Source organism: Aggregatimonas sangjinii (assembly GCF_005943945.1).
Taxonomy (GTDB): domain Bacteria; phylum Bacteroidota; class Bacteroidia; order Flavobacteriales; family Flavobacteriaceae; genus Pelagihabitans; species Pelagihabitans sangjinii.
The window spans coordinates 76418-100264 of sequence record NZ_CP040710.1; the positions used below are offsets into that span (position 1 = coordinate 76418).

Annotated in this window: 12 protein-coding genes; 5 read left to right on the top strand and 7 right to left on the bottom strand. The window is 43.3% G+C overall.

Annotated elements, in window-relative coordinates; genetic code table 11:
* Window positions 1–7 precede the first annotated feature (7 nt).
* On the top strand, window positions 8–1189 hold the full coding sequence (locus FGM00_RS00315) for a DUF4249 domain-containing protein (protein WP_138850992.1): 1182 nt from the start codon (window positions 8–10) through the stop codon (window positions 1187–1189).
* A gap of 13 nt (window positions 1190–1202) precedes the next feature.
* A complete protein-coding gene (locus FGM00_RS00320) occupies window positions 1203–2996 on the top strand; it encodes a hypothetical protein (protein ID WP_138850993.1) in 1794 nt (597 codons plus the stop codon).
* 8 nt (window positions 2997–3004) lie between these two features.
* On the opposite strand, the gene FGM00_RS00325 is transcribed toward FGM00_RS00320, so the two are convergent.
* The 7 genes from FGM00_RS00325 to FGM00_RS00355 form a co-directional block, all read right to left on the bottom strand.
* The gene (locus FGM00_RS00325; RefSeq protein ID WP_138850994.1) at window positions 3005–4192 is read right to left on the bottom strand and encodes a hypothetical protein; all 1188 of its coding nucleotides are present in this window, start codon (window positions 4190–4192) and stop codon (window positions 3005–3007) included.
* A 4-nt stretch (window positions 4193–4196) separates the two neighbouring features.
* Window positions 4197–7469 carry a VCBS repeat-containing protein gene (locus tag FGM00_RS00330; protein ID WP_138850995.1) on the bottom strand — a complete coding sequence of 1091 codons (3273 nt, stop codon included), beginning with the start codon at window positions 7467–7469 and terminating at the stop codon, window positions 4197–4199.
* Between the two features lie 122 nt (window positions 7470–7591).
* Complete coding sequence (locus FGM00_RS00335; protein WP_138850996.1) at window positions 7592–10885, bottom strand: VCBS repeat-containing protein; 3294 nt, start codon at window positions 10883–10885, stop codon at window positions 7592–7594.
* A 10-nt stretch (window positions 10886–10895) separates the two neighbouring features.
* Window positions 10896–11489, bottom strand: coding sequence for a hypothetical protein (locus FGM00_RS00340; RefSeq protein ID WP_138850997.1), 594 nt, complete (start codon window positions 11487–11489; stop codon window positions 10896–10898).
* Window positions 11461–14715 (bottom strand): FG-GAP-like repeat-containing protein, encoded by a 3255-nt coding sequence (locus FGM00_RS00345; protein ID WP_138850998.1) that lies wholly within the window; start codon window positions 14713–14715, stop codon window positions 11461–11463. The genes FGM00_RS00340 and FGM00_RS00345 overlap by 29 nt, the downstream gene beginning before the upstream one ends.
* A gap of 68 nt (window positions 14716–14783) precedes the next feature.
* Complete coding sequence (locus tag FGM00_RS00350) at window positions 14784–16403, bottom strand: RagB/SusD family nutrient uptake outer membrane protein (protein ID WP_138850999.1); 1620 nt, start codon at window positions 16401–16403, stop codon at window positions 14784–14786.
* 9 nt (window positions 16404–16412) lie between these two features.
* On the bottom strand, window positions 16413–19406 hold the full coding sequence (locus FGM00_RS00355) for a SusC/RagA family TonB-linked outer membrane protein (RefSeq protein WP_138851000.1): 2994 nt from the start codon (window positions 19404–19406) through the stop codon (window positions 16413–16415).
* Window positions 19407–19756: 350 nt separating this feature from the next.
* Between FGM00_RS00355 and FGM00_RS00360 the strand changes: the two genes are divergently transcribed.
* The 3 genes from FGM00_RS00360 to FGM00_RS00370 all read left to right on the top strand — a co-directional run bounded on the left by FGM00_RS00360 (window position 19757) and on the right by FGM00_RS00370 (window position 23847).
* Window positions 19757–20791: a LacI family DNA-binding transcriptional regulator gene (locus FGM00_RS00360; protein WP_138851001.1), complete on the top strand. Its 1035-nt coding sequence runs from the start codon at window positions 19757–19759 to the stop codon at window positions 20789–20791.
* A 24-nt stretch (window positions 20792–20815) separates the two neighbouring features.
* On the top strand, window positions 20816–21469 hold the full coding sequence (pgmB, locus tag FGM00_RS00365; protein ID WP_138851002.1) for a beta-phosphoglucomutase: 654 nt from the start codon (window positions 20816–20818) through the stop codon (window positions 21467–21469).
* Between the two features lie 74 nt (window positions 21470–21543).
* Window positions 21544–23847, top strand: coding sequence for a glycoside hydrolase family 65 protein (locus FGM00_RS00370; RefSeq protein ID WP_138851003.1), 2304 nt, complete (start codon window positions 21544–21546; stop codon window positions 23845–23847).

Genomic DNA, 23847 nt, shown 5'->3' on the forward strand with positions numbered 1-23847 from the left:
TTTGAAAATGATACTATCCGTTGTGCAGATAAGACATTTAGTAATTATCCTCTTAGTAAGCGCCTTTGCGCTACTATCCCAGGCATGTACCGAACCTTTTGAGGGCACGGTAGAAGGCTTTGACGATGTCTTAGTCGTAAATACGGTCATAACCAACGAACTTAAAAGGCAAGAAGTGCTGTTGCAGCGATCGTACCGCTTTGAGGAGGAAGGCCCGCTGCCAGAAGAACAAGCGCGTGTGATTTTGAGCGATGATGAAGGAAGTGAATATAATTTTGAAGAGGACACGCCTGGCAGGTATTTTTCTACAATACCTTTCGCGGCCGAGTTGAACACAGAGTATACACTCTCAATTACCACCCAAGACGGAAAATCCTATGGGTCTACAGCCATGACCTTACCGACCGAAAAAACAAGTATAGATTCGCTCTATGCCATGCGTACCACCAATGATAACGGGATAGAGGGCTTGGGTATTTTCGTAGACACCTATGACCCCTCAGGCAATTCGCAATACTATCGCTACGATTTTTTGGAGACCTATAAGATAATTGCACCGCTTTGGAGTCCCTATGATGTCGTTCTGATTATCGAAACATCGCAAGGGCCGGAGTTTAGTGTAATCCTTAGGGAGCGTGAAGAGGAGGTTTGCTACGGCAGTGCGCGACCGACAACCATCAATTTGGCCAATACGTTGAACCTAAGTGAAGACAGATTGACCCAGCAAAATGTGCGCTTCATTTCCAGCGATAACTATATTCTATCACATCGGTACAGTATTTTGGTCAGACAATATGTGCAGAGTCCGGTAGCGTTCGCCTACTATGAGGCCTTAAAGGACCTTATCCAATCGTCGGATGTTTTTTCGGAAGACCAGCCGGGCTTTTTGGCTGGCAATTTATTTTCTATTAACGACCCAAATGAAAGGGTAGTGGGCTTTTTCGAGGTGGCTACAGTAGATGAAAAACGTATATTTTTCGATTATGAGGATTTTTATCCGGGCGAAGAATTGCCACCATATGTGCAAGAATGTACCATCTCGAATGAATCCTTATTAGATGCGGTTAAGACCGGAAATGGCGTGTTTTATGGGTTTGACCCGAATCAACCTATACGAACCACGCAAAGACCATGTGGCGACTGTACCGTTTTAGGAAGCAATAAAGTACCTGATTTTTGGATAGAATAAATGTAACCTTACTATGAAGCGTGTTTTTCTTGTTTGGATTTTTCTACTGGCTTTTGTAGCAACGCAGGGGCAAGAAACGTTGAAAACCAGCGAAGAGGTGAATGGTTTTCAAAGCATCTCTCAGGAACGGGTTTTCGCACATTTGAATACTTCCCTATTGCTCACTGGTGAATATCTTTATTACTCCTTGTACTGTTTTCAGGCAAACCCTCTAGACATCAGTGATATCAGTAAAATAGCCTACGTCGAACTTGTCGGTACTGATGGGGATCAGGTTTTTAAGCATAAAATCCGGTTGGAAGACGGTCGGGGTTACGGCGATTTTTTTATTCCAACAACTGTTTCATCCGGCAGTTATAAACTTTTGGCGTACACGCAGTGGATGCGGAATGGTGACCTTTCCGATTTTTACCAAGCGGACATCACGATTATCAATCCGTACCAATCGGACCAATCGGGCGTTCGGGTGGCGCAATCAGTGGAAGGCGATACAATCCTGGTGGATAAAAGCCTCGAGTCATCGATTAAAGCGGAAATGGATGTAGAAGCGATTTCCGATGTGGGACCATTGCAGATTTTCATCGAAACGGAGAATTATACAGAAAGGGAGCAAGTTTCCGTCGTTTTGAAAGCGCGAAATGAAGGAGTGAAGGTAAATGGTAGTTATTCGGTTTCCGTCCGTAGAAAAGACGCACTGAAAGGAGCCATACCGCAGAGATCTTTTGAATTTTTAAAAGGGATTTCTCCCCAAAAAAACGGATATGTAGGCGGAAAAGGGCAGCAAGTCTATTTGCCAGAACTGAGAGGGGAGCTTTTTTGTGGTAAGGTGACAGCTGTCGAAAATGATTATCGGGTCGACAATCTAAAGTTGGCGATATCCGTTCCGGGGGAAAATTTCTATTTTGATGCCGTAATGACCGATGCAGCTGGTAGTTTTTGTTTCAATGTTAATGAGCAGTACGGAGGGGATAAGATGCTTTTCCAGGTTTTGACCGAACAGCCTGAAAGGTATACTGTTATGTTAGACGAACCCGACCCTTTGCAGTATTCAAAATTACTATTTGAGGAAGTTGATTTGGCATCATCGTTAAAATCGGAAATTTTAGAGCGCAGTGTACACAATCAAATCGAAAACTCCTATTTTCAATTTAGACCGGATTCCCTGCTATTTAAACCAGTGGAACAAATTTTTGACAATAAGGAACGCAAGGTCTTTGTACTTGACGATTATACCAGGTTCAAAACGCTAGGGGAGACTATCGTAGAAATCATAAAGGATGTTTCCAGACAAAGGGTAGGGCAGGATGATTATGTCATAAAGGTTAAAGGCTTTGACTATGCGGCTTCTTCGGAATTGTTGCCGCTCATTCTTATGGATGGCGTGCATGTGCAGGACCATAATGCGCTATTGGAATATGACGCCCGTACCATTCAAGAAATTACAGTAATGCAACACAAACTGATTTTCGGTCCCGAAGTTTATCTTGGTGCTTTGATGATCAAGACCAAAAACGGCAGCGGGTTTGATGCTTTGAGCGCGCGCAGTGCTTATTCTGCAACTACCATTTTTAAACCACAAAACAGTAAGAACTATTTCATTCAAAGCCACGAAGAAGGTGCCTCCAATTCTAGTTTACCGGATGATAGGATACAATTATTATGGAATCCCATACTAGAGGTAGAAGGTGGGACTATCCAAATCAACTTCTTTACTTCAGATGTAACGGGCGAATTTATCATTTCGGTTGAAGGGTTTGCCGATGGAAATATTCCCGTATCCGTACAACAATCGATTTTCGTTCGGTAAATGACAAGTCAATCGATTCCTCTTGTCCAGCCATTGGTCCAATTTGGAAGTTGTGCCCTATTGCCCGCCCCGTCAGTTGTGGCCTCGGTGTAGAATGAGGTATTATCGCCCGTATAGTTTGTGGGAATAAAATCGATTTGCGGGTTGTCAAATTCAACCGAGTCCAATTGCAGGTTTCCAAGCTCTATGTTCGACGAAACAACAGCATTATCTACTCTAATGCCCGTACTTAGGCCGTTGGTGTAGACATTCGTAAAGGTGTACCTGCCATTTCCGCTGGTGTAATCCAAACCTATTTCAAGGGAGGGTCCTATAATGCTGATATTCCGAATTGAATCGATGGCGGTTTGAGGCGGGTTTTCAATATCGCTCCTAATTTGGATTCCAGCATTCTTACTGCCGGAAAGGTGCCAGAATTCGCCCTTTCCGCTCCAATCATTGGTCATGGCAATGGCATTTTCGCCGTTATTCGTGGCCACGACCCATTTGGTGTTTACCGTACCGCCGATAAACCGAATTCCGTTCCCCAAACTCTCGAACGCTTGTACCCTAGTCACCGTAGTTAATGATCCCACACCGTAAAAAGCAATGGCATCGAACTTCCGGTCATTTACTTCGGCACCGGCGTATTCTACACGTAAATAGTTAAGGACTCCTGAAGTATCGGTAGCCGTAGAGCCACCATAGAAAATGTCTATGATATCCGATCGTCCCAGGTTCTCTCCATTTATGGGCGCTCTTCCGGAAATAACGATGCCTCCCCAGTCGCCCGGGACCGGATTTTGAGCCCCTGAAGTTATGATAACGGGGTTATCAGGTTGGCCAAACACATTAAGTCGCCCGCCCTGGGCCACTGCAATATAGGCTCCTTTTCCTGGGTCGGCTTTGATGACAGTACCTGCAGGAATGGAAAGTTCCGCTTTGTCACGAACCAAATAGGGACCGGTCAGGCGATATTCCACACTCGCCTCGAGTTGAATTCTACTCACCAGTTCACCTTCCAAAATCCCTTCTGATTCCGTTGGGCAAAACCCAGGGCATGCACCTCCGCAATCAACGGTTACCTCATCACCGTTTAAAATGCCATCAAAACAGGTAAGCTCAACTTCCATAATTTCCGGAGCGTCGTCACTCGAACATGACATGGCCAAGAGTAGCATACCGCACAGAAAAATTTTTGAAAGAATGGGTTTCATGGTATTATCGATTATTCATTGGGTCTATAAGATAAGAATTATCATTGTTGGAAATGACCAGATAGGTGGTGTCGTTCACTTTAAGGATTTTTCTCGAATTCAAGCCAGCTGGTAGCGGCAAGTATTTTTCAAAACTAATTTTTTGATTCTCCGAGATTTTTAAAACGCCTCCGGAGTTGGCATCGCTATTACCAAGTTCATTGGTGTAATCCATATAATTTCCGACAAACGTAATGCGCGTTTTTTCATCCTCCGTCGTAATGAGCAAATCCTCTACACTGCTCATTTGCGCTTCCTTTGGTAAGGGTACGGCTGTAAAAACAGCATTTTTGTTGAAATATGCCATAGATCGGAGTTCCGTAAGCTTTTTGATTTCAAGGATTTCATCAATTTTTTTTCCAGTCAAATCCGTGATATTATCGATTTTCGAAAAAGTCTCGTAATCAAGAAAATCCTTTTTTATAGAAGGAATTTGCGTAACCAGTTTATCCTTGGAGGCAAAGGGTACTTGGTGCCCGAAAAAGTCGTAAAAGATAATCGGATCTGCGGAACCGTTGTCATCAAAATCGTCTATGTACAAATGAACCGGGTTTTCAGGGGAAGCCTTTAATTTAAAGTTCAGCCCGGCATTACCTGCGACGATGTCATTTTTACCATTTTTATCGATATCTGCAACCGCGACAACATTCCACATACCATAGGTCTCGTCTAGCCCCATTTCCTTTGTGGCGTTTTTAAATTCAGAATCTCCCTGATTTAGGTATACCGTAATAGGCATCCAATCACCGACCACCACCAAGTCAAGTTCGCCATCGCCATTGATATCGGACCATTCGCTATCGGTCACCATACCCATGCGAATCTTTTTAACAATAATGAATTGTCCCTTCCCGTTATTTTTTAAAATAAAGCTGTACGGCGATAAGCCGTAATTGCCCGGTATAGATCTGCTGCCAATAAATAGGTCTAGATGGCCATCTTTGTCAAAATCGGCGGAAGAGACACTACCTCCGTTCGTTTTTATCAAATCCAATGGTAATCGCCTAAAGAGGGCATTTCCATCGTTTATGTAAATGCGGTCCTCTAAATAATCGCTACTCTCGGCATTTTCATTGCCCCCGGTCATGACATAGAGGTCCAAATCGGAATCATTGTCGATGTCAAGGGCTATCGCATCTACATCCTCATAAATGTTATCGTTGCCAAAATCGCCTTCTTTTGAAACCGTATAAGAGCCATCAGGGTTCTTCAAATAGAGTGAGGGAGACTGATATTTGGCCCCTCCTAGGTAAAGGTCATCCAAACCGTCGCCGTTAAAGTCGGCTTGAACCGCTGCGGGACCTTCTGCGGATAGCTTTTCCGGCATTAAAACCTCCCTGTCGTAATCAACATAGTTATTTTCTAAGTGTCTGAAAGCGAATTCTTCCAGCGCTGTTTCTAATGGGGTAGTGCGGGCCACCGTTTTTACGGTATTTGAATTTCTTTGAATATTATTCTCTTTGTTAATGGAGAGATCTTTTATGATTTGTGTTCGGCCATCAAGCCATTGTACCACCAGCGAATCGACTTTTGAAATCGTACCTAGTCCATAATGAAGCTTTCGCGTAGATGCCGATTGAAAACCGCGATTGACACTTAATTCCTTATAAAACTTGTGGTTATCGGCATACAGCGTCAATTTTGAACCGGTCGGGTTGAAAAGGCTATCATTTCCTTTTAATGTAATTGAAATATGGTTTCGGGTGGTATCGGCTTCGCTTTTATTTTCCAAAACCGAGGCTTTTTGATTGATATTATTGACCACGATATCGATATCACCATCATTATCTAAATCGCTATAGGCAGCACCATTTGAATAGGAGGGGCTTTGTCCGGCCGAGGAGGTCAGCCTTTCGAATTCAAAATTACCCTTGTTCCGGAAAACGACGTTCGGAATATTGATCGTCGGCATCATGTCGACCAATTTTTTTTCAATTTCATTACGCTTCGCCCCATCGTATTTGGCAAAATCAACATTGCTCAAATAGTTGATATAATTGAGGTCATTTGGTCTTTTATAAATGCCATTGGTCACGTAGATATCGTTACGGCCATCGTTATCGTAGTCTTCGATCAAGCTTGACCAGCTCCAATCGGTAGCATGGGTTTCCGTCATCAGCGCAATGTCGGAGAATATGCCATTACCTCGATTGAGTTGCAATGTATTTCTGGCGTACTGCGTTTGAAAACCGAAATTTTTCTTGATTCGATAGATATTGTCCGAGTCTTCCCCGCCGGATTTCAGGAATATTTCATGGTCGAAGGGCATCATGTCCAACGAGAACAAATCCAAATACGAATCATTGTTGAGATCGGCAACATCTATCCCCATCGTGAATCGGGCCGTGTGCTGCAGATAGGATGCGCTCGACTCTTCAAAGGTTTTATCTCCTTGATTGATGTACAGGTAGTCGTTTTCATGAAAATCGTTGCCCACATAAATGTCGATCAAGCCATCTTTATTGATATCCGTGGTCGCCAAGGCCAAACCATACCCCAAAGCACTGCTGTATATTTGTGCGGATTCGGTGACATCGATAAACGTGGCAACACCTTCATGCAACTGGTTCTCAAATAATTTATCTCCTGCAATGGAATCGACCAATACACGTTTGCCGATATCGCCATAGCTATCTGAATTATGAACGGAATGGTTCATCAAATACACATCCATATCACCATCGTTGTCATAATCGAAAAAAGAGGCTTGGGTAGACAAACCGGAAAAGTCTAAACCGTATTCGGAGGAAGATTCCTTGAAGGTAGCATCCCCTTTGTTGATGTATAAGAGATTATGGGCTTTTAAATCTTTGTAACTTCCAACTTTGGAGACGTAGATATCCAAGAGCCCATCGTTGTTTACATCTTCCATAGTTACACCGGTAGACCATGTGGCATCGGTTTCCAGTCCAGCCTGCGCCGTGATATCCTGGAATTTAAGATTTCCCAGGTTTAGATATAACTTATCGGTTGACTGGTTTGCGGAGAAGTATATATCATCCAAACCATCGTTATTGATATCTCCCACAGCGACTCCACCTCCATTATAGTAATAGAGGTATTCAATAATATTCAAATTGTCTTTATGGGTTAGCTCATTTGAAAAGTCAATACCTGTACTATCGGCAGGAAGGTTTTCAAAATAAATGGCCGCTTTTGGTTCGGCTTCTACTTTCTCGTTTTTGCAGTTTGTGAAAAGCGCAAAAACGAGAAGTGATACCAGCGTTATTTTCTTCATTTTCTACAATTAATTATTACCAGCGAATCACTATGTTCAGCACTGGTTAGGTGATCCTTTGTGATTCCAATGGGTCTCATCGGCCCATCCACTGCAAAGCCAATCTTACATACGGTATGCCATTAATACTTCAGTACGACCAAAGAATCGCTATTTCGGGCTACGAAAAGCTTATGCCCATCCAGCTTGAAATCGCGAATTTCCCCCTTAACGGAGAAGCGTTTGTCCGCGATATTGGTTTTAAAGTCCATGCCTCCCAAGTTTTCGATGTAGGTGCCATAAGATGCGTCGTAACGCCCTATTTCGGGCTTCACGTTGTAGAGGTTGCCCCCCAGAACGATATCCTGATCTCCATCGCCATCGAAGTCTTCCGTTTCTATGGCGTACACGTTCGAAAATTGTGCCTCGATCGGTAAAACAATTTTTTCAAAATTAAAACCACCATTGTTTACCAGGACTACCGTTGCGAGTTCGGACACTTGCGATACGGTGGCGTCTTTCAATTCCTCTTCGGAAAAGATTTTGCCAATATCGGCGTCCTTGAAAGAATCATAATTCGGAAATCTTTTTTTAAGGCCTCTGATTTGATCGATGAGGTTGTGTCTCAGGGCATAAGGATAATCTTTCCCGTTAGCCGCACGGAAGGTCATTATGGGATCGATAAAGCCATTTTTATCAAAATCCTTGGAATACAATGTTATCGGTCGTTCGCTGGTCGCTTTAAACCGGCTGTTCAAGCCATGGTTGCCAACGATAAAATCGGTATCGCCGTCATTATCCAAATCGGCGGCATGAATCGTATTCCACCATCCCTTTAAATCCGCAATTTTACTATTTTCTTTTTGGGTAAACACGCCCTTGTCATTAATGAACAAAAGAATGCCCATGAACTCTCCAACAACAACCAAATCTTGGTCACCATCTTGGTCTAAATCCTCGAACAGGGCATCAGTGATCATTCCAATATTTTGGAGTCCATTCGCGGCCTTTTTGGTGATATCAGAGAAATTCCCTTTGCCGTCATTTTCCAAAATAAATCCGGAGCAGGGTTGGCCGTATTTTAGGGGAACCATACGTTCGCCCACAAAAAGATCTAAGTCCCCATCCTGGTCTACATCAGCACTTATAACCGTCGATGTGCTATGAACTCCTTTTTTCGTTGGGAGTTTTTGATCTGATTGTTCAAAAACACCGTCCCCATTGTTGAAATACAAGCGGTCTTGAAAGGCAGCGGCATACTGTGAAAATTCAACTCCGCCACTACAGACATACAGGTCTTGATCACCATCGCCATCCGCATCAAAAAACAGGCTGGCCGCGTCTTCTGAATTCATGTTTTTGTCGAAAATAGAATTTTTACCGGCTTTCAAATTATTTTCCGAAGCGAGATAAAGACGTCCGGGGTTGCCTTTTGATCCGCCGATAAACAGGTCGTTTCGTCCATCGCCATTCACATCCGCCATTGCCATCTTAGGGCCTTCGGTACTGGTCATATGGTTCAGTAAACGATCTCTATCAAAATCGACAAACCTGTTTTCGGTATGCTTGTAATCGACATAGTCCGATAATTTCGTGAAAAGCGAATTTTCAATCGGTTTATCCGATACAGGCGAAATCGTGGCATCCTTTTCGGATAGAAATAGGGTCTTGTTCACCGATTCATCAACAAGCAAGGTTTGTTTGCCTGACGGCCAGGTTACTTTTAAGGAAATTGGGTCGTCCGATTGTAAACCGATTAGCGTGCGGGGGTCCATACTGGACTGAAAGCCCCGAACGGGTTGATTTTCAATAAACACATTCGTAGTAATTTCCTCTATTTTCGCACCGATGGCGTTGCGATTTTTTCCCTCGCCCTCAAGTACGAGTCTGATAAAGTTACCTTTATTATTTTCAATCGTAGTATTCTGGTAGACGAAGGCCTTCATGTTCAGATTGTTGACGACCAAATCTAAGTCTCCGTCATTGTCAAGGTCACCGTACGCAGCACCATTTGAAAAGCTCTCCGTCTGTAAGCCTGAACCGTTGAAATCGGTAAAGGCGAGATTGCCTTGATTTTTATAGGCGTGATTTTTGAGCTTGTTGGATGGAATGATGTCTATCAATTTTGCATAGTTGATCGAGTCATTGGAGATGATCGATTTGATTACTTCTTCACTTGATATGAATTGAAGGTAATCTTGGTTGGTGAGGTCTCTATAAATACCGTTCGCAATGAACAAATCTTTGAGTCCGTCGTTGTCCATATCGAATATAAGGGCTCCCCAGCTCCAGTCAGAGGCTTCTACACCACTTAACCTGCCTATTTCACTAAATGAATCGTCTCTATTATTGAGTTGAAATGTATTTCGTGTAAATTGATGATGGTAACCACTTTTTAATTTCAATTGATATTTGTCCCAATCCTCGAAGGTGGTTACGGTTTTCAGACGTTCATACTCCGAAGGAAGCATTTCGGTCACGAAGATATCGTTATAGCCATCGTTATTGATATCTGCCATATCAGCCCCCATAGAGGCACCACTGGTCGCCGAGATTTCGTTTTCAAGATCTTCTGTAAAGGTCCCGTTCCTGTTATTGATATACAGATAGTCCCGTTCAAAGAAATCGTTTGAAACGTAAATGTCTTCCCAACCGTCATTGTTGACATCGCCAACGGTAACCCCTAGACCGAAACCGACAACGCTACCATAAATACCAGCCTTTTCGCTAACGTCAACGAATTTGCCGTCAACATTTTCCATCAGTTTATCGCCACCCAAAAGATCGCGCTTCGGACGTTCGTTTCTTCTTAAGTCGAAGCTCCCGATGGCCTGGTACGAATTGTTCAGGATATAGGCGTCTAGATCACCGTCCTTATCATAATCGAAGAATGAGGCATGGGTCGAGAAACCCTTGTCATCCAAATTGTATTCGGAAGCCATCTCGGTAAAGGTAAGATTACCATTATTGATAAAAAGTTCGTTTTGTTTGTTCTCCCCTTTTAAATCGCCGGAATTGCAAACATAGACATCCAGGAACCCATCTGCATTAATGTCTACCATGGTTACTCCCGTCGACCAAGGTCTTTCCCCGCCCACCTTGGCCGAAGCCGTAATGTCCTTAAACTCAAAGTCCCCCAAGTTCAGATAAAGCTTGTTCGTTTCCTGGTTCGCCGTAAAATAAATGTCGGGGAGACTATCGTTATTAATGTCACCTATGGCTACGCCTCCACCGTTATAAAAATTTCGGTATTTATAGACATTAAAACCGTTGGAATAGTTGAGGTCGTTAGAGAAATCAATTCCCGTTCTGGACGAATCCAATAAACGGAAAACCAATTCCGATGTACCTGATTGCGATGTTTTTCCCTTAGAATCCGACGTGCAATTGACCAATACGACGGAAACTAAAATTATAGCGATTTCTTTAAATTTCATTTGTTTCGTATTACTCGATAAGATACCTCAGGTCATCTATTCGCGCATTTACATCTTTGTTGTTTTCCAAAGGTTCGATTAGGATGCGACGGTTGCCGTCTATTTTAACAAGCACAGCCTCGCCGTTCTTTTTTAAGGGTACTGAGATGAAATCATTTCCGGGAAACCATTCCAACAAACTGTCTTTGACCTGAGGAAGCAAGGTATCGGCTTGATAGGATTTATTCCAGAGCGACCAGGAATTGTAACCGAATTTGAGGTCCATTCCGGTCATGATTTTTTCTTCATTGAATATTCCGTAGAAATACATCATCACCTTCTTTGCTGTCGAATCGTTTTTGCGGTGGGGCAGTTGGTATTGAACGAATTTATTTTCGGGCCCTTGCTTGATCAATCCCTTGTTGTTCAATTGCCAACAGATGTCAAAAAAAGTCTGTCTTGATTGTCCAAATTTCATGCCGAACAAAAGTGAATCCTTCATTACATCTTTACTCATTTCAGTCTTGACCAAGCGGGAGTACTCCGATTGGGAACAACTTAGCGGCAACACAACAAAACAACCAACTATAAAAATACTAATACAGGTAGAATTGAACTTCTTCATTATTGGTGGGTACTATTAACAGCTTCTTATTGTTGAAATCGATCCATTTCAATCCTCTTATTTGTCCTTCGATATTCAAGGGAATCACTTCTTTTTTGTCCTCTTTTACAGAATGTGGCCCAAAGATAGCCCATCCTTTTGAAGCATCATACCTTCCGAACTGTGGTTTGACCAAATATTGATTTCCACCGAATAAAAGGTCGGGTGAACCGTCTTTATCCAAATCTTCCGATGTGATGGCGAACACGGGGGCGTATTGAATTTCATTCGGAAGCGATTTCGCCGTAAAGCGCTTTCCTTCATTAAAAAATATGGTGCTTTCCAGCATTTGTAAATCGACAAAAATGGCGTTTTCGAGAGTTTCTTTGGGTATTAGTGAGGCGATGCTCGCTTTGGCGTAGTCTTTATAGTAGAGCAATTTCTTTTTTAACGCAGGTATTTGTGCGATGAGCTCATCCTTATCTACGATAGGATAGTATCGTCCATCCACTTTTTTACAGATCAGTTGTTCCTTAAAGCCGTTTTTGTCAAAATCGCCAACGTACATCCGCATGGCCGGTTCCATAAAATTATTTAAACCTATGTTTCCGACTATGAGATCTTGGTCACCATCCAAATCCACGTCGGTGATATGCAAAGAGGACCAGATGCCAGAGGTGTTATCAAAACCATAAGCGGCACTTTGGTCGGTTAATACGCCCTTCTTATTGATGAAAATTTTAATGGCCATCCATTCGCCGATGACGATCAGGTCTTGCCAGCCATCGTTGTTGATGTCGCTCCATTCGGCGTCCCGGATCATACCCATATCCTGGAACACTTTTTTTTCACGGGCTTTAAAATTACCGTTGCCGTCGTTTTCCAATAGATATCCGGAACAGGCTAGGCCGTAGGATCTTGTTTTGTAGCGTTCCCCAACAAAAAGATCTACATCGCCATCCCGATCATAGTCTGCAGCGGTTACGGTCGAAGAACTTATCGGGTTGTCAAAACTCAAGGCCTTTTCCGCTAGGGTAAAATGCCCCTTGTCATTAGTGTAATACCGGTCATGCAGGGCGGTGGAGTAGGGCGAAAAAGCCTTACCGCCGTGACATACGTAAAGATCCATGTCGCCATCGTTATCACCATCAAGAAACAGGGCATCGGTATCTTCAGAAGCTTTGTCGTTTAAGAAGGGCTGTTCGTATCGCTCATAGCCGTTTTCGGAAGAAATAAAGAGCGCACCTAATTGATTTTTGGCTCCGCCTACAAAGAAATCCGGAATACTGTCGGCGTTCAGGTCGGCGGAAGCAAAAGCTGGCCCTTCGTTGCTGAACATCTGGGGGAGCAGACGCTCATTGTTAAAATCGATGTATTTGTTCTCTTGATGTTCAAAGGTAAACAGTGGGGGCATTTTGGTCAAAACGGGACGCGGACCTTTCCTCACCATTGTATCGAAAGCTGGTTCTAATGGATACTCGATAATGTGGCGCTGGTTGGTGGCAAGATCAAAAAGTTCGGTTACCGTTCCATCTGGCCAAGATATCGATAAGGAGTCGATTGTTTCGGCATCGCCAACACCAAAGTGCACCCCGTCGGGAACACTGCTTTGAAAACCGCGTGAGGTGTAATTCTCACCATAGCCCGTTCCATTTGGCGTAGCCAGATAGACTTTGGTTCCTATGGCCTGTGTATTTGATTCTTTCATTCGAAATTTTAAAGACAAGCTCCTGTGCGTTAAGGTGTCGGTATTATTTTCATAAACGAACGCGGGCATATTCACGTTATTGACCACTAAATCAAGGTCCCCATCGTTGTCTAAATCCCCGTATGCGCTCCCGTTGCTGAAACTTGGTTGTGATAGGCCCCAAGCTTCATTGGTTTTTTCAAATTTAAAGTCGCCGAGATTTTTAAATACACTATTCGCAACAGGCTGCGAGGGCATGGCATCGATTAAATTTTTGATAATATTCTTCTCATTGCCTTGAACCTTCTTACGTATGGTCTCATCGTTGCCCTCATAGGTCAAATAATCCCTGTCTAGCAAATCCTTATAGATACCATTGCTCACGTACATATCGCGCAATCCATCATTATCCATATCAAATATAAGGGCACTCCAGCTCCATTCCGTAGCGGCAACTTTGGATTGCCTTCCCACCTCGAGAAATGTATTGTTGCCTAGGTTTCGTTGTAAGGTGTTTCTGGAATACTGATTGAAGTAGCCTTGTTTTTCGGCGAGTTGCTGTTTGTCCCAAGATTCAAAAATGGTTTTTGTCTTCTGGCGGGCCTCGGTTTCCGGGAGCATCTCGGTTACCATCAAATCAGGGTAGCTATCGTTGTTCAGATCGGCAAGGTCGGCACCCATAGAGCCCATGGAAATGGAAGAAAAATACGATTCCAACTCTTCGGAAAAACCTCCTTTGGTATCATTGATGTATAGATAGTCCCGCTCGAAGAAGTCGTTGGATACGAAAATATCTGTCCAGTTGTCATTATTGAAGTCCCCTAAGGTAATTCCGAGACCAAATCCGATTTTACTCGAATATATGTTGGCTTCTTTGGTGATGTCCACAAAACTCCCATCGTCGTTCCGGAAAAATTTATTTCCGCTACCAGAGGCGTCGGGTATATTTCGTTGGTCTTTGATCAGGTCGAAAACCCCGACCGATTTGATTGAGTTGTTCAGTATGTAACAATCAAGGTCCCCATCTTTATCGTAATCGAAAAAAGCTGCTTGAACGGAAAGTCCTTCAACATCCAAGCCATACGCTTTTGACGACTCTGTAAAGGTTAAGTTGCCATTATTTATAAAGAGTTCATTGTAACGATTGTCGCCACCGGGCTTTCCGGACTTACATACATACAAATCCAAAAAACCGTCGGCATTTATGTCGACAAACGTGGCGCCGGTAGACCATACTCCCGTACATTGTACGCCAGCGGTTTTGGTGATATCCTCAAATTGCCAATTGCCTTTGTTCAGGTAGAGTTTATTATCAACTTGATTGCCGGTAAAATAAATATCTTCTAAACCATCATTGTTTACATCACCGATGGCAATGCCTCCGCCATTGTAAAAATTACGATAAACATAAGGGTTGAAATCCTCGGTGTAGGTAAGCCGGTTCTCGAAATCGATACCGATGCTCGTATCCCTTAAGGTAAACAGGGGCTTACTGGGGTCTTCCTCCTTAACCGAGCAAGCTGTAATCGAAGAAAGTACGAAAAGTAAAAAAAATCTCATTCCTACTGCGGTAATAAAAAAGGGTTGCCCGTTTTGAGCAACCCTTCAATATATTGAATACTTTTAAATTAGTAGCCTGGGTTCTGTGTTAAAGTACCTTCGGAGGCATTAATTTGTTCCTGTGGAATGGGGAATATGGTTCTAAAAGAATCGCTGTTGGTCTTTTCCCACCAAGATTCGCCCCATTTACCAAAACGGATACGGTCAGTACGACGACTTCCTTCCTGGAACATCTCTTTACCGCGCTCCTCGAAAAAGGTGTCTGCGTCTATACTATCCAAGCCTTCAAGACCTGCTCTATCTCTAATAGCATTCACATCGTCTAAAGAAAGACTCCAATCACCTGCTGCCCTTGCTCTTGCTTCACCTCTCATCAAGTGAACGTCACCTAAACGTACGATAGGATAATCATTGTTCATTTCCTGACGGCCAAAGAGTTGAAAGCTGAATTTTTTAGCACGTGTACCACTCTCTCTTTCAGAATTGGGCTCAAGTTCATTGATGGCAGGAGTGTAGTTGACAACAAGGTCATCATCATCCGCTGCGAAATCCAAAAGGGCGTTTCCGCTAAAGTCGGTCTGAGGCCCGGCCAAAAAGTTCGCTTCTTTTCTCAAATCGTCATCATCGTAGCTGTTGTAGAACTCCTCTAGTACCTGATAACCGTTCCATGGCTGTTGGTCTAAAGAATACGTCAATTGGCTACTGTAATGCATGTTCATTTGAGAGAAATTCATGCCACCAGCACTTACAGCGTCGTAATAGATCGACCAAATCATCTCTGGATTAAATTGATTGTTCGGCGCAAAAATCGCAGCATACCCTTCTAGGTTATCAGGATCTTCCTCAACGTCAGGTCTTTTTGCAAGATTGGGTACGGAGCAACCGTCAGCACACAATTGGTAAGGACCATTGTCAATGATATAAGAAGCTGCCCATTCGGCCTCTTCGTAACGTGGTGTTCCCGTATAGACTTCGGCGTTCAAATACAATTTGGCCAAAATTCCCAGAACCGCATATTGGTTGATGATATATGGATCGGATGCCGTTCCCAAATCGCTACCGGACAAGTCCATGGAAGCGGTGACGGCAGGAATACCCAATGCAGCCAACAATTCGCTCTCTACAAAAGCAAATACTTCTGATCTTTCTGATTGCGGTACACTACTATTTGCACCAGTATCCGTACTGGTCACAATCTTTACACGTCCGAATAAGTCCATTAGCCTAAAATATTGGTAGGCTCGAATCGTTCTTGCCTGGGCAGTTTCGTTCGGAGAGAGGCTACCCGCTAAAGCCGTATTGGCTTGGCCAATACCATTAAAGGCATTGTTCCAGGTATCGTTCAACGGACCGTTGGCAGAACCTACGGTGTGACGGTGCATACGCAACCAGATACCTCCATCAAACCAGTCACCACCCTTTTGGCCAATCGCCATCTCGTCGGAAGATACTGTTTGAACGGAATAATACGACCCGTGTCCCGCAGTACCTGCACGAACACCGCCATAGGCGCCTAATAAACTTCCTGGAGGCTGTATGCCGCCAGCAGTTGCCCCTTCGATAACGGAAACTCCGTCGTCAGAGAATTCCGTGGTAAGCTCATCTTCGAGCGTTTCTTCCAAATCGGTACATGAATAAGCGAGCACTAGCATACTGCTTAAAAATGTGAGTTTATACAAATTTTTCATAGTTTTTTTTTAAAAATTAATATTCAAACCTAAGGTGATGGTTCTAGAAGCAAAATAGTTGTAACGTCTATCAACACCTGGCGCCAATACATCAGGATTATTCGTATTTAAGACCCCTCCATTGTCTACCGAACCGAAATCCTGTAAAGAAGGTTCTGGATCTGCTCCTGTGTAGTTGGTAATTGTAAAGATGTTTTGACCGGCTAGCGAGATTCGCATGTTTTTGATATAGTCGCTATCGAAAGGAATGTTATAGCCTATTGACATGTTGTCCAATCTAAAGAAATCAGCTTTTTCTACATAATAAGAGCTAAATTGAGCAGTTCTAATGTCGTCCCTTGCCAATTCCGTATTCACGAAGTTGTACGAAGATTGTGATCCGATTCGGGGCTCGTAAAATGCCCGGAATGTATTGACCAAACTATGACCGAAAGCACCTCTAAAAAAGGCATTCACGTCCCAGTTGCCAAAGGTCACTTGGTTGGTCCATCCGATTTCAAAATCGGGTAAACCTTTTCCGAGTACCTCGAAATCTACATTCTCATCCAAGGCGTTCCCTTGACCGGTGATCAACTCACCATCACCGTTCACATCGACCAAAATCGGCGTTCCGTTTTCATCCACGTCCCCGGAAAAAACAGGCCCCCAGATCTGACCAATCTCTTCACCTTCTTGAACCAGAATCACATTTGTATCATTCTGACCAGGTGCACCCAAGTTCGCGGTAGTACGGTTACCCCCTGTTACACTTGTAAGCTCTGTTTTGTAAGTAGAAAAGATAATCCCTGTATTGTAGGATACATTTTCTTTTTTGATGACATCATAATTAACGGCTAGCTCAAGACCTCTGGTATTCAACTCACCACCATTTTGAAATTGGGAACCTCCATCTGCTCCACCACCTGTATTTTCGAGCGTAACAGAGTTGATAAAGTCTTCGATATCCCTATTGTAAATATCCAAGGTTGCTGACAAGCGCTCACTTGCAAATTCAAATCCTAAATTGATTTCTTTCTTCTCTTCCCATTTTAGATCTGGATTTGGAACCCGAAGGGTATTCCCTGTGGCAGAAGAGCCAAAACCATTAGAGCCGTTGATTACTCCAAAAGTAGCTTGAGATAATCCTACTTGCGGTGGAAGGGCACCGGTTACCCCGTAACCCAGTCGTACTTTCAATAGGTTTACATTTTTCAATTGTAGGTATTTGTTCGCATCAACCCCGATTGCAGCGGCAGGGAAAAGACCCCATTGCTCGTCCTCACCAAATCTACTCGAACCTTCCCTACGTAGTGAAGCGTTCACATAAATGGCATCGTCAATCGTAGCATTCACACGCCCAAAGAAAGCGATAATCCGGTCATCATCATTTCTCCCACTGTTTGCAGCGATTCGTCCAGCTTCCAATAAATCCTGGGAGGCTTCAATGGCATTGCTGAAATCGAAATCTACGCCTGGAGGAAAATCACCTAATTGCAAGAAATATTCGTTAAAATCGGTTTCTTGCCAAGAATACCCTCCGGTCACTTTCAAGGAAACCAAATCGCTAAACGTATTGCTGTAGGTGCCAAAAAGCTCTAAGGTTCTGTTCTCGATTTCATTAGTATAGAAACTTGCTGAACCTTTTCTAAAAGGGCTCACAGCATTTCCTCTAAAGAATGAGGTGGTCGGATAGTACTGCCGATTCGTATTTTTCTCATTTTGCTGCCCGATGTTCAAATTGGCCGTTAAATTATCGGTAAAATTGTAACGGAAATCCAAGCTATAATTGATTAGACTTCTAGTACCGTAATTTTTATTCTGCTCGGCTATCGATACCGGGTTGAAACTGTCAAAAAGACCTAGCGTCTCAAAATAACCACCGAATTGGTCGCCATTGAATGCGAAAGGCGCGTCCTCACCTAGAACAGGAGCGGTAGGATTGTAAAGTACGGCATATCGCAATGCTTCGTTAAAACCGAAATCACTGTCGCGTTGTGTAAGCGATGAATTGAAATCAATATTCAATTTATCATTGAAAATACGACCGGACAATTTCGTTCGGGCATTGAATTGCTTGAAACCGGAATTGGTCAAGATACCTTCCGTATCCCTGAAGTTGACCGATACCCGATAGTTCGCATCCTCGGTACCACCTACTGCGGCTACGTTATGAACTGATGTGAAGGCTGCTCTGGTCACTTCGTCCCTCCAATTGGTGTCACTTCCCAAATCGCTTCCACCAACTGCGAGAAATTCCTCCCGGTTCATGGTTTCTACTTGGTTTGCGACGTTAGCAGTAGAAAACTGTCCGTTATAGGAAACTGAAAAAGGTTGTCCTACCTTACCGGACTTGGTAGTGACCAAAATTACACCACTTGATCCACGTGTACCGTATATCGCAGCTGCGGAACCATCCTTTAACACCGTAATGTTTTCGATATCACTTGGGTCTACGTTATTCAGCGACTGTCCGAGCACCCCATCGATAACGACAAGAGGTTCGGCATTGCCCCCAATGGTAGAGATACCCCTTAAACGAATGGTAGAATTTGAATTTGGGTCACCACCCTTGTTGTACACGCTTAAACCAGCGACCTTACCTTGTAGTAATTGCGTCGGTTCGCTGATGACACCTTGGTTAAACTCCTCGGAACTTACACTGGTCACGGCCGTAGTAATTTCCTTTTTTACCTGACTACCGTATCCCGTAACTACCACTTCTTCCAAGGCTTGTGCATCCTCTTCCATGGTAACGTCTATAGTAGACTGGCCTCCAACAACGACTTCCGTCGATTTATATCCAATATAACTGAATACCAATGTGGCACCTTCACTAACCGTTATAGTGTAATTGCCATCAAAATCGGTCTGGGTGCCATTGGTCGTTCCCTTTTCCAAAACGTTTGCACCAGGCAAAGGACCTTGTGCGTCGGAAACCGTACCAGACACTTCTTGGGCTTGCGCAATCCCGAAACATAAAAATGCCCCGATTATGGCTAAGCTTTTTAAGAGCGTAATCTTCATAAATTGTTAGTTTAAGTTTGAGTTAATTAAAAATCTAAGGTTAAAAATATGTAAAAAATGTGTTAAAAACAGTTATTCGCTGCTTTATCAACTACGCAAACGGTTTCGTGTTGATAACTTTTAGGAATTATGAGTCTAATAATTTGGGAATACCTTAATTATGCATCTAACAATGAGAGTGATTCAAAATCATCATTCTCGCAATTAGAAACAAATATATAAATTTTTTTATGACCAGATTTTAGTGGGTTTATACGGTTTGGCAGGATTATATGTTAAATTACGACCGAATTCTAGGAAGCCTTTCCGTAAAGAATTATTTTGTTGAAATTTCATTATTAAAAATTATTGTGAGAAAAAATATCACCCTCAAACATATCGCCAAAGAATTGGAAGTCTCGATATCCACCGTGTCAAAGGCGTTAAAAAACAGCGAAGAAATCGGAAAAGATACCAAAGAAAAGGTTCAAGCTTTTGCGAAATTATACAATTATCGGCCGAACAATATTGCTATAAGCCTCAAAAACAGGCGGACCAAAACAATTGGGGTTATCATTCCCGATATCATCCATCACTTTTTCACTACGGTATTTAGGGGCATAGAGAAGTACGCCAACCGTCATGGTTATAATGTAATAATCTGTGTCTCCGATGAATCTTTTGACCGGGAAGTAATTAATATGGAAATGTTGGCCAATGGAAGTATCGATGGTTTTATCATGTCGCTCTCGGCAGAAACCCAACTCAAGAACGATTTCAACCATTTAAAGGAAGTGACCGAACAAGGCATTCCACTTGTTTTATTCGATAGGGTTACCGACGAAGTGAAATGCGATAAAGTGATTATCAACGATAAGGAAATAGCGTACAAAGCGGTTCAGATGTTTATTGATGAAGGAAAAAAACGGATTGCCTTGATATCTACTGATGATTATTTGAATGTAAGTGCCAAAAGAGCCATTGGTTACCAAGAAGCATTGCGAGCAAACAATTTGGAAATCAACGAATCCCTAGTCTTAATACTACCCTATTTTGGGGATAGTAGCAATGCAATAAGTGAATTCTTCGATAATAACGATTTTGATGCCATGCTTTGCGTCAATGAAATTTTCGCAGTACAGTGTATGCGGGAAGCGCAGGAGCGTGGAAAAAGAATTCCAGAGGATATCTCCGTTATCGGTTTTACCAACGGCATTCTTTCTCAGTATTCATCTCCTAGATTAACGGCTATTGCCCAACATGGGGAACAAATGGGAGAAACGGCCGCCCAGATGTTGATTGAACGTGTAGAGGCCGAGCTGGAATTGGACGAGGATGAGGAAAATTTTCGAACCGAGGTCATTCAGGCCACCATTATCAATGGGGGAACGACTTCCAACCCATAACAAATACCCTTAATAATTTAAAGTATGCAGAAAACCGGATTCATATTCGATTTGGACGGTGTTATTGTCGACACCGCGAAATACCATTACCTAGCCTGGAAAAAACTCGCGAACGAATTGGGCTTTGAGTTTACCCACGAACAGAACGAACTCTTTAAAGGGGTAAGTCGAAAGCGATGCCTTGAGATCTTATTGGATATCGGTCAAGTAGAGGCCACTCAAGAACAATTCGATAGATGGATGATCGAAAAAAACGAGGATTATCTTGCCTACATCGAAAAAATGGACGCCTCTGAGATTCTACCCGATGTACCTAAGGTGTTGCAATTTCTAAAGGAAAGAAACGTCCCCATTGCTTTGGGTTCGGCCAGTAAAAATGCGCGACCCATACTGGAAAAGGTACAATTGTTATCCTATTTCGATGTCTTGGTCGATGGGAATAGTGTAACCAAGGCCAAACCGGATCCTGAAGTTTTTCTGATCGGTGCCGATAAATTGGGCGTTGCCCCTGAGCACTGCGTTGTCTTCGAAGATGCGGTGGCGGGAATCGCCGCGGCGAACCATGCGAATATGCTCAGCATAGGCATCGGTAACGCCGATGTATTATCCGAGGCGAAATTTATTTTTAAAGATTTTACCGAAATTAGCCTAGAATTTTTAGAGGGTTTACTTTCGTAGTGATTTATAAAAGGATGCTTGATTCCGGCTCGGTATTGTCAAAGCTCGTCAAGTCTAAAAAACCATGAGATTACATGCAAGATTACATTAAACCGGACAACTGGTCCATCATCGAAGAAGGTTTTGATGCAGAACGGGTCAAGTCTTCGGAAAGCCTTTTTAGTATCGGGAACGGGGCCATGGGGCAACGTGCCAATTTTGAGGAACGCTACACGGGAGAGACATTTCAGGGCAGTTATATAGGAGGGGTCTATTATCCCGACAAAACTAGGGTAGGTTGGTGGAAAAATGGATACCCTGAATATTTTGCCAAGGTGCTCAACGCTCCCAACTGGATCGGGATAGAAGTCCTGATCAATGGGGAGCAACTCGACCTAAATACCTGTAAAAAGGTAAAGGACTTTCGGAGAGAGCTGAACATGAAAGAAGGCTGGTACCAACGCTCGTTTCAGGCCTTGACTTCAAATGGTGTTACGGTAAAAGTGAGAATAACACGCTTTTTAAGTCTCGCCATAGACGAAGTTGGCGCCATCAAATATGAGATTACACCCGTTGATTCGGATGCCGAAATCGTATTTCGACCTTATTTGGATAGCGGTATCACCAATGAAGACAGCAATTGGGACGATAAATTTTGGAACACCACGGGTATCTCTTCCGAAAATAGTCAGGCGTTTATCGAGGCACACACGATGAAGACCAATTTCGCGACCTGCACTTTTATGCAGTCGCAGCTATATCATCAAAACGAGCTGTTAGACACCGCTCTGGAGGAGCAGTTGGGAGATACGAGCGTAGCATTTTCATTTAAACAAAAACTTAGTAAGGGTGAGACCTTGGCCCTGCATAAATTCGGGGGCTACACGGTATCTACGAATCACGACCGTTCCGATTTGGTCGCGGCGGCCAAGAAAGTCTTGAAAAAAGCGACCGAGCTCGGTTTTGAACATCTTTTGGACGGCCAGATGAAAGCCTGGGCCGATATTTGGAAAATGAGCGACATTACCATTGAAGGCGATGTGAAAGCGCAACAGGGCATCCGTTTTAATATCTTTCAGCTCAACCAAACCTATTTGGGTAAGGATTCCCGATTGAATATCGGTCCAAAAGGGTTCACGGGAGAAAAATACGGAGGGAGCACTTACTGGGATACCGAGGCCTATTGCATTCCCTTTTATATGGCGACCAAAGACCAGAAAGTTGCCCGAAACTTATTAAAGTACCGCTATAATCATTTGAAAAAGGCCATTGAAAATGCTGAAAAACTAGGATTTTCGAACGGTGCGGCCCTCTATCCGATGGTTACCATGAACGGTGAGGAATGTCACAATGAATGGGAAATCACCTTTGAGGAAATACACCGCAACGGAGCAATCGCCTTTGCCATCTTCAATTATTACCGCTTTACAGGGGATTACACGTACATTCCTGAAATGGGCTTGGAAGTACTCATCGGCATCGCGAGATTTTGGCAACAGCGCGCAACCTTTTCAGAACAGAAACAGCAATATGTAATCCTTGGGGTAACCGGTCCCAATGAATACGAGAACAATGTCAACAACAACTGGTATACCAACTATTTGGCGAAATGGTGTATCGATTATACCATAGTTCAGCTAGGTAAAGTTAAAGACGGTTATCAAGAAGATTACAAAAGGGTTATGGGCAAAACGAAGCTTACCGATGGCGAGCTTTCCAAGTGGAAAGAGGTGGCCGACCAGATGTACTTTCCGAGATCGGAAGAACTTGATATATTCCTTCAGCAAGACGGATTTTTAGATAAAGAACTGATTACCGTCGACGATTTGGATAAAAAGCAACGCCCCATCAACCAAAAATGGAGCTGGGACCGAATTTTACGCTCGCCCTATATCAAGCAGGCCGATGTATTGCAGGGTTTTTACCTTTTCGAAGACCACTTTTCGACCGAGCAGCTCGAAAAGCATTTCGATTTTTACGAACCTTTTACCGTACACGAATCTTCGCTATCGCCCTGCGTACATAGTATTCAGGCAGCAAAGCTGAATCGAATGCAACAAGCATATACTTTTTACCTTCGGACCTCTCGATTAGATTTGGACGATTACAATAAAGAGGTAGAAGAAGGGTTGCACATCACTTCGATGGCCGGAACTTGGATGAGCATCGTTGAAGGTTTTGGCGGCATGCGGGTTATCGATGATAAACTGTCGTTCACTCCAAGGATTCCCGAAGAATGGACATCGTATTCCTTTAAAGTGAATTTTAGGAACCGTATCCTAAGGGTTACCATTAGTCATGATGGTAGCAGCTTCGCGTTGGAGGGCGACCAAGAAATGTCAATTCGAGTGAACGGGAAGCGAATCGCGCTTAGCCCGAAGTCGGAAATCAGCGTTTAA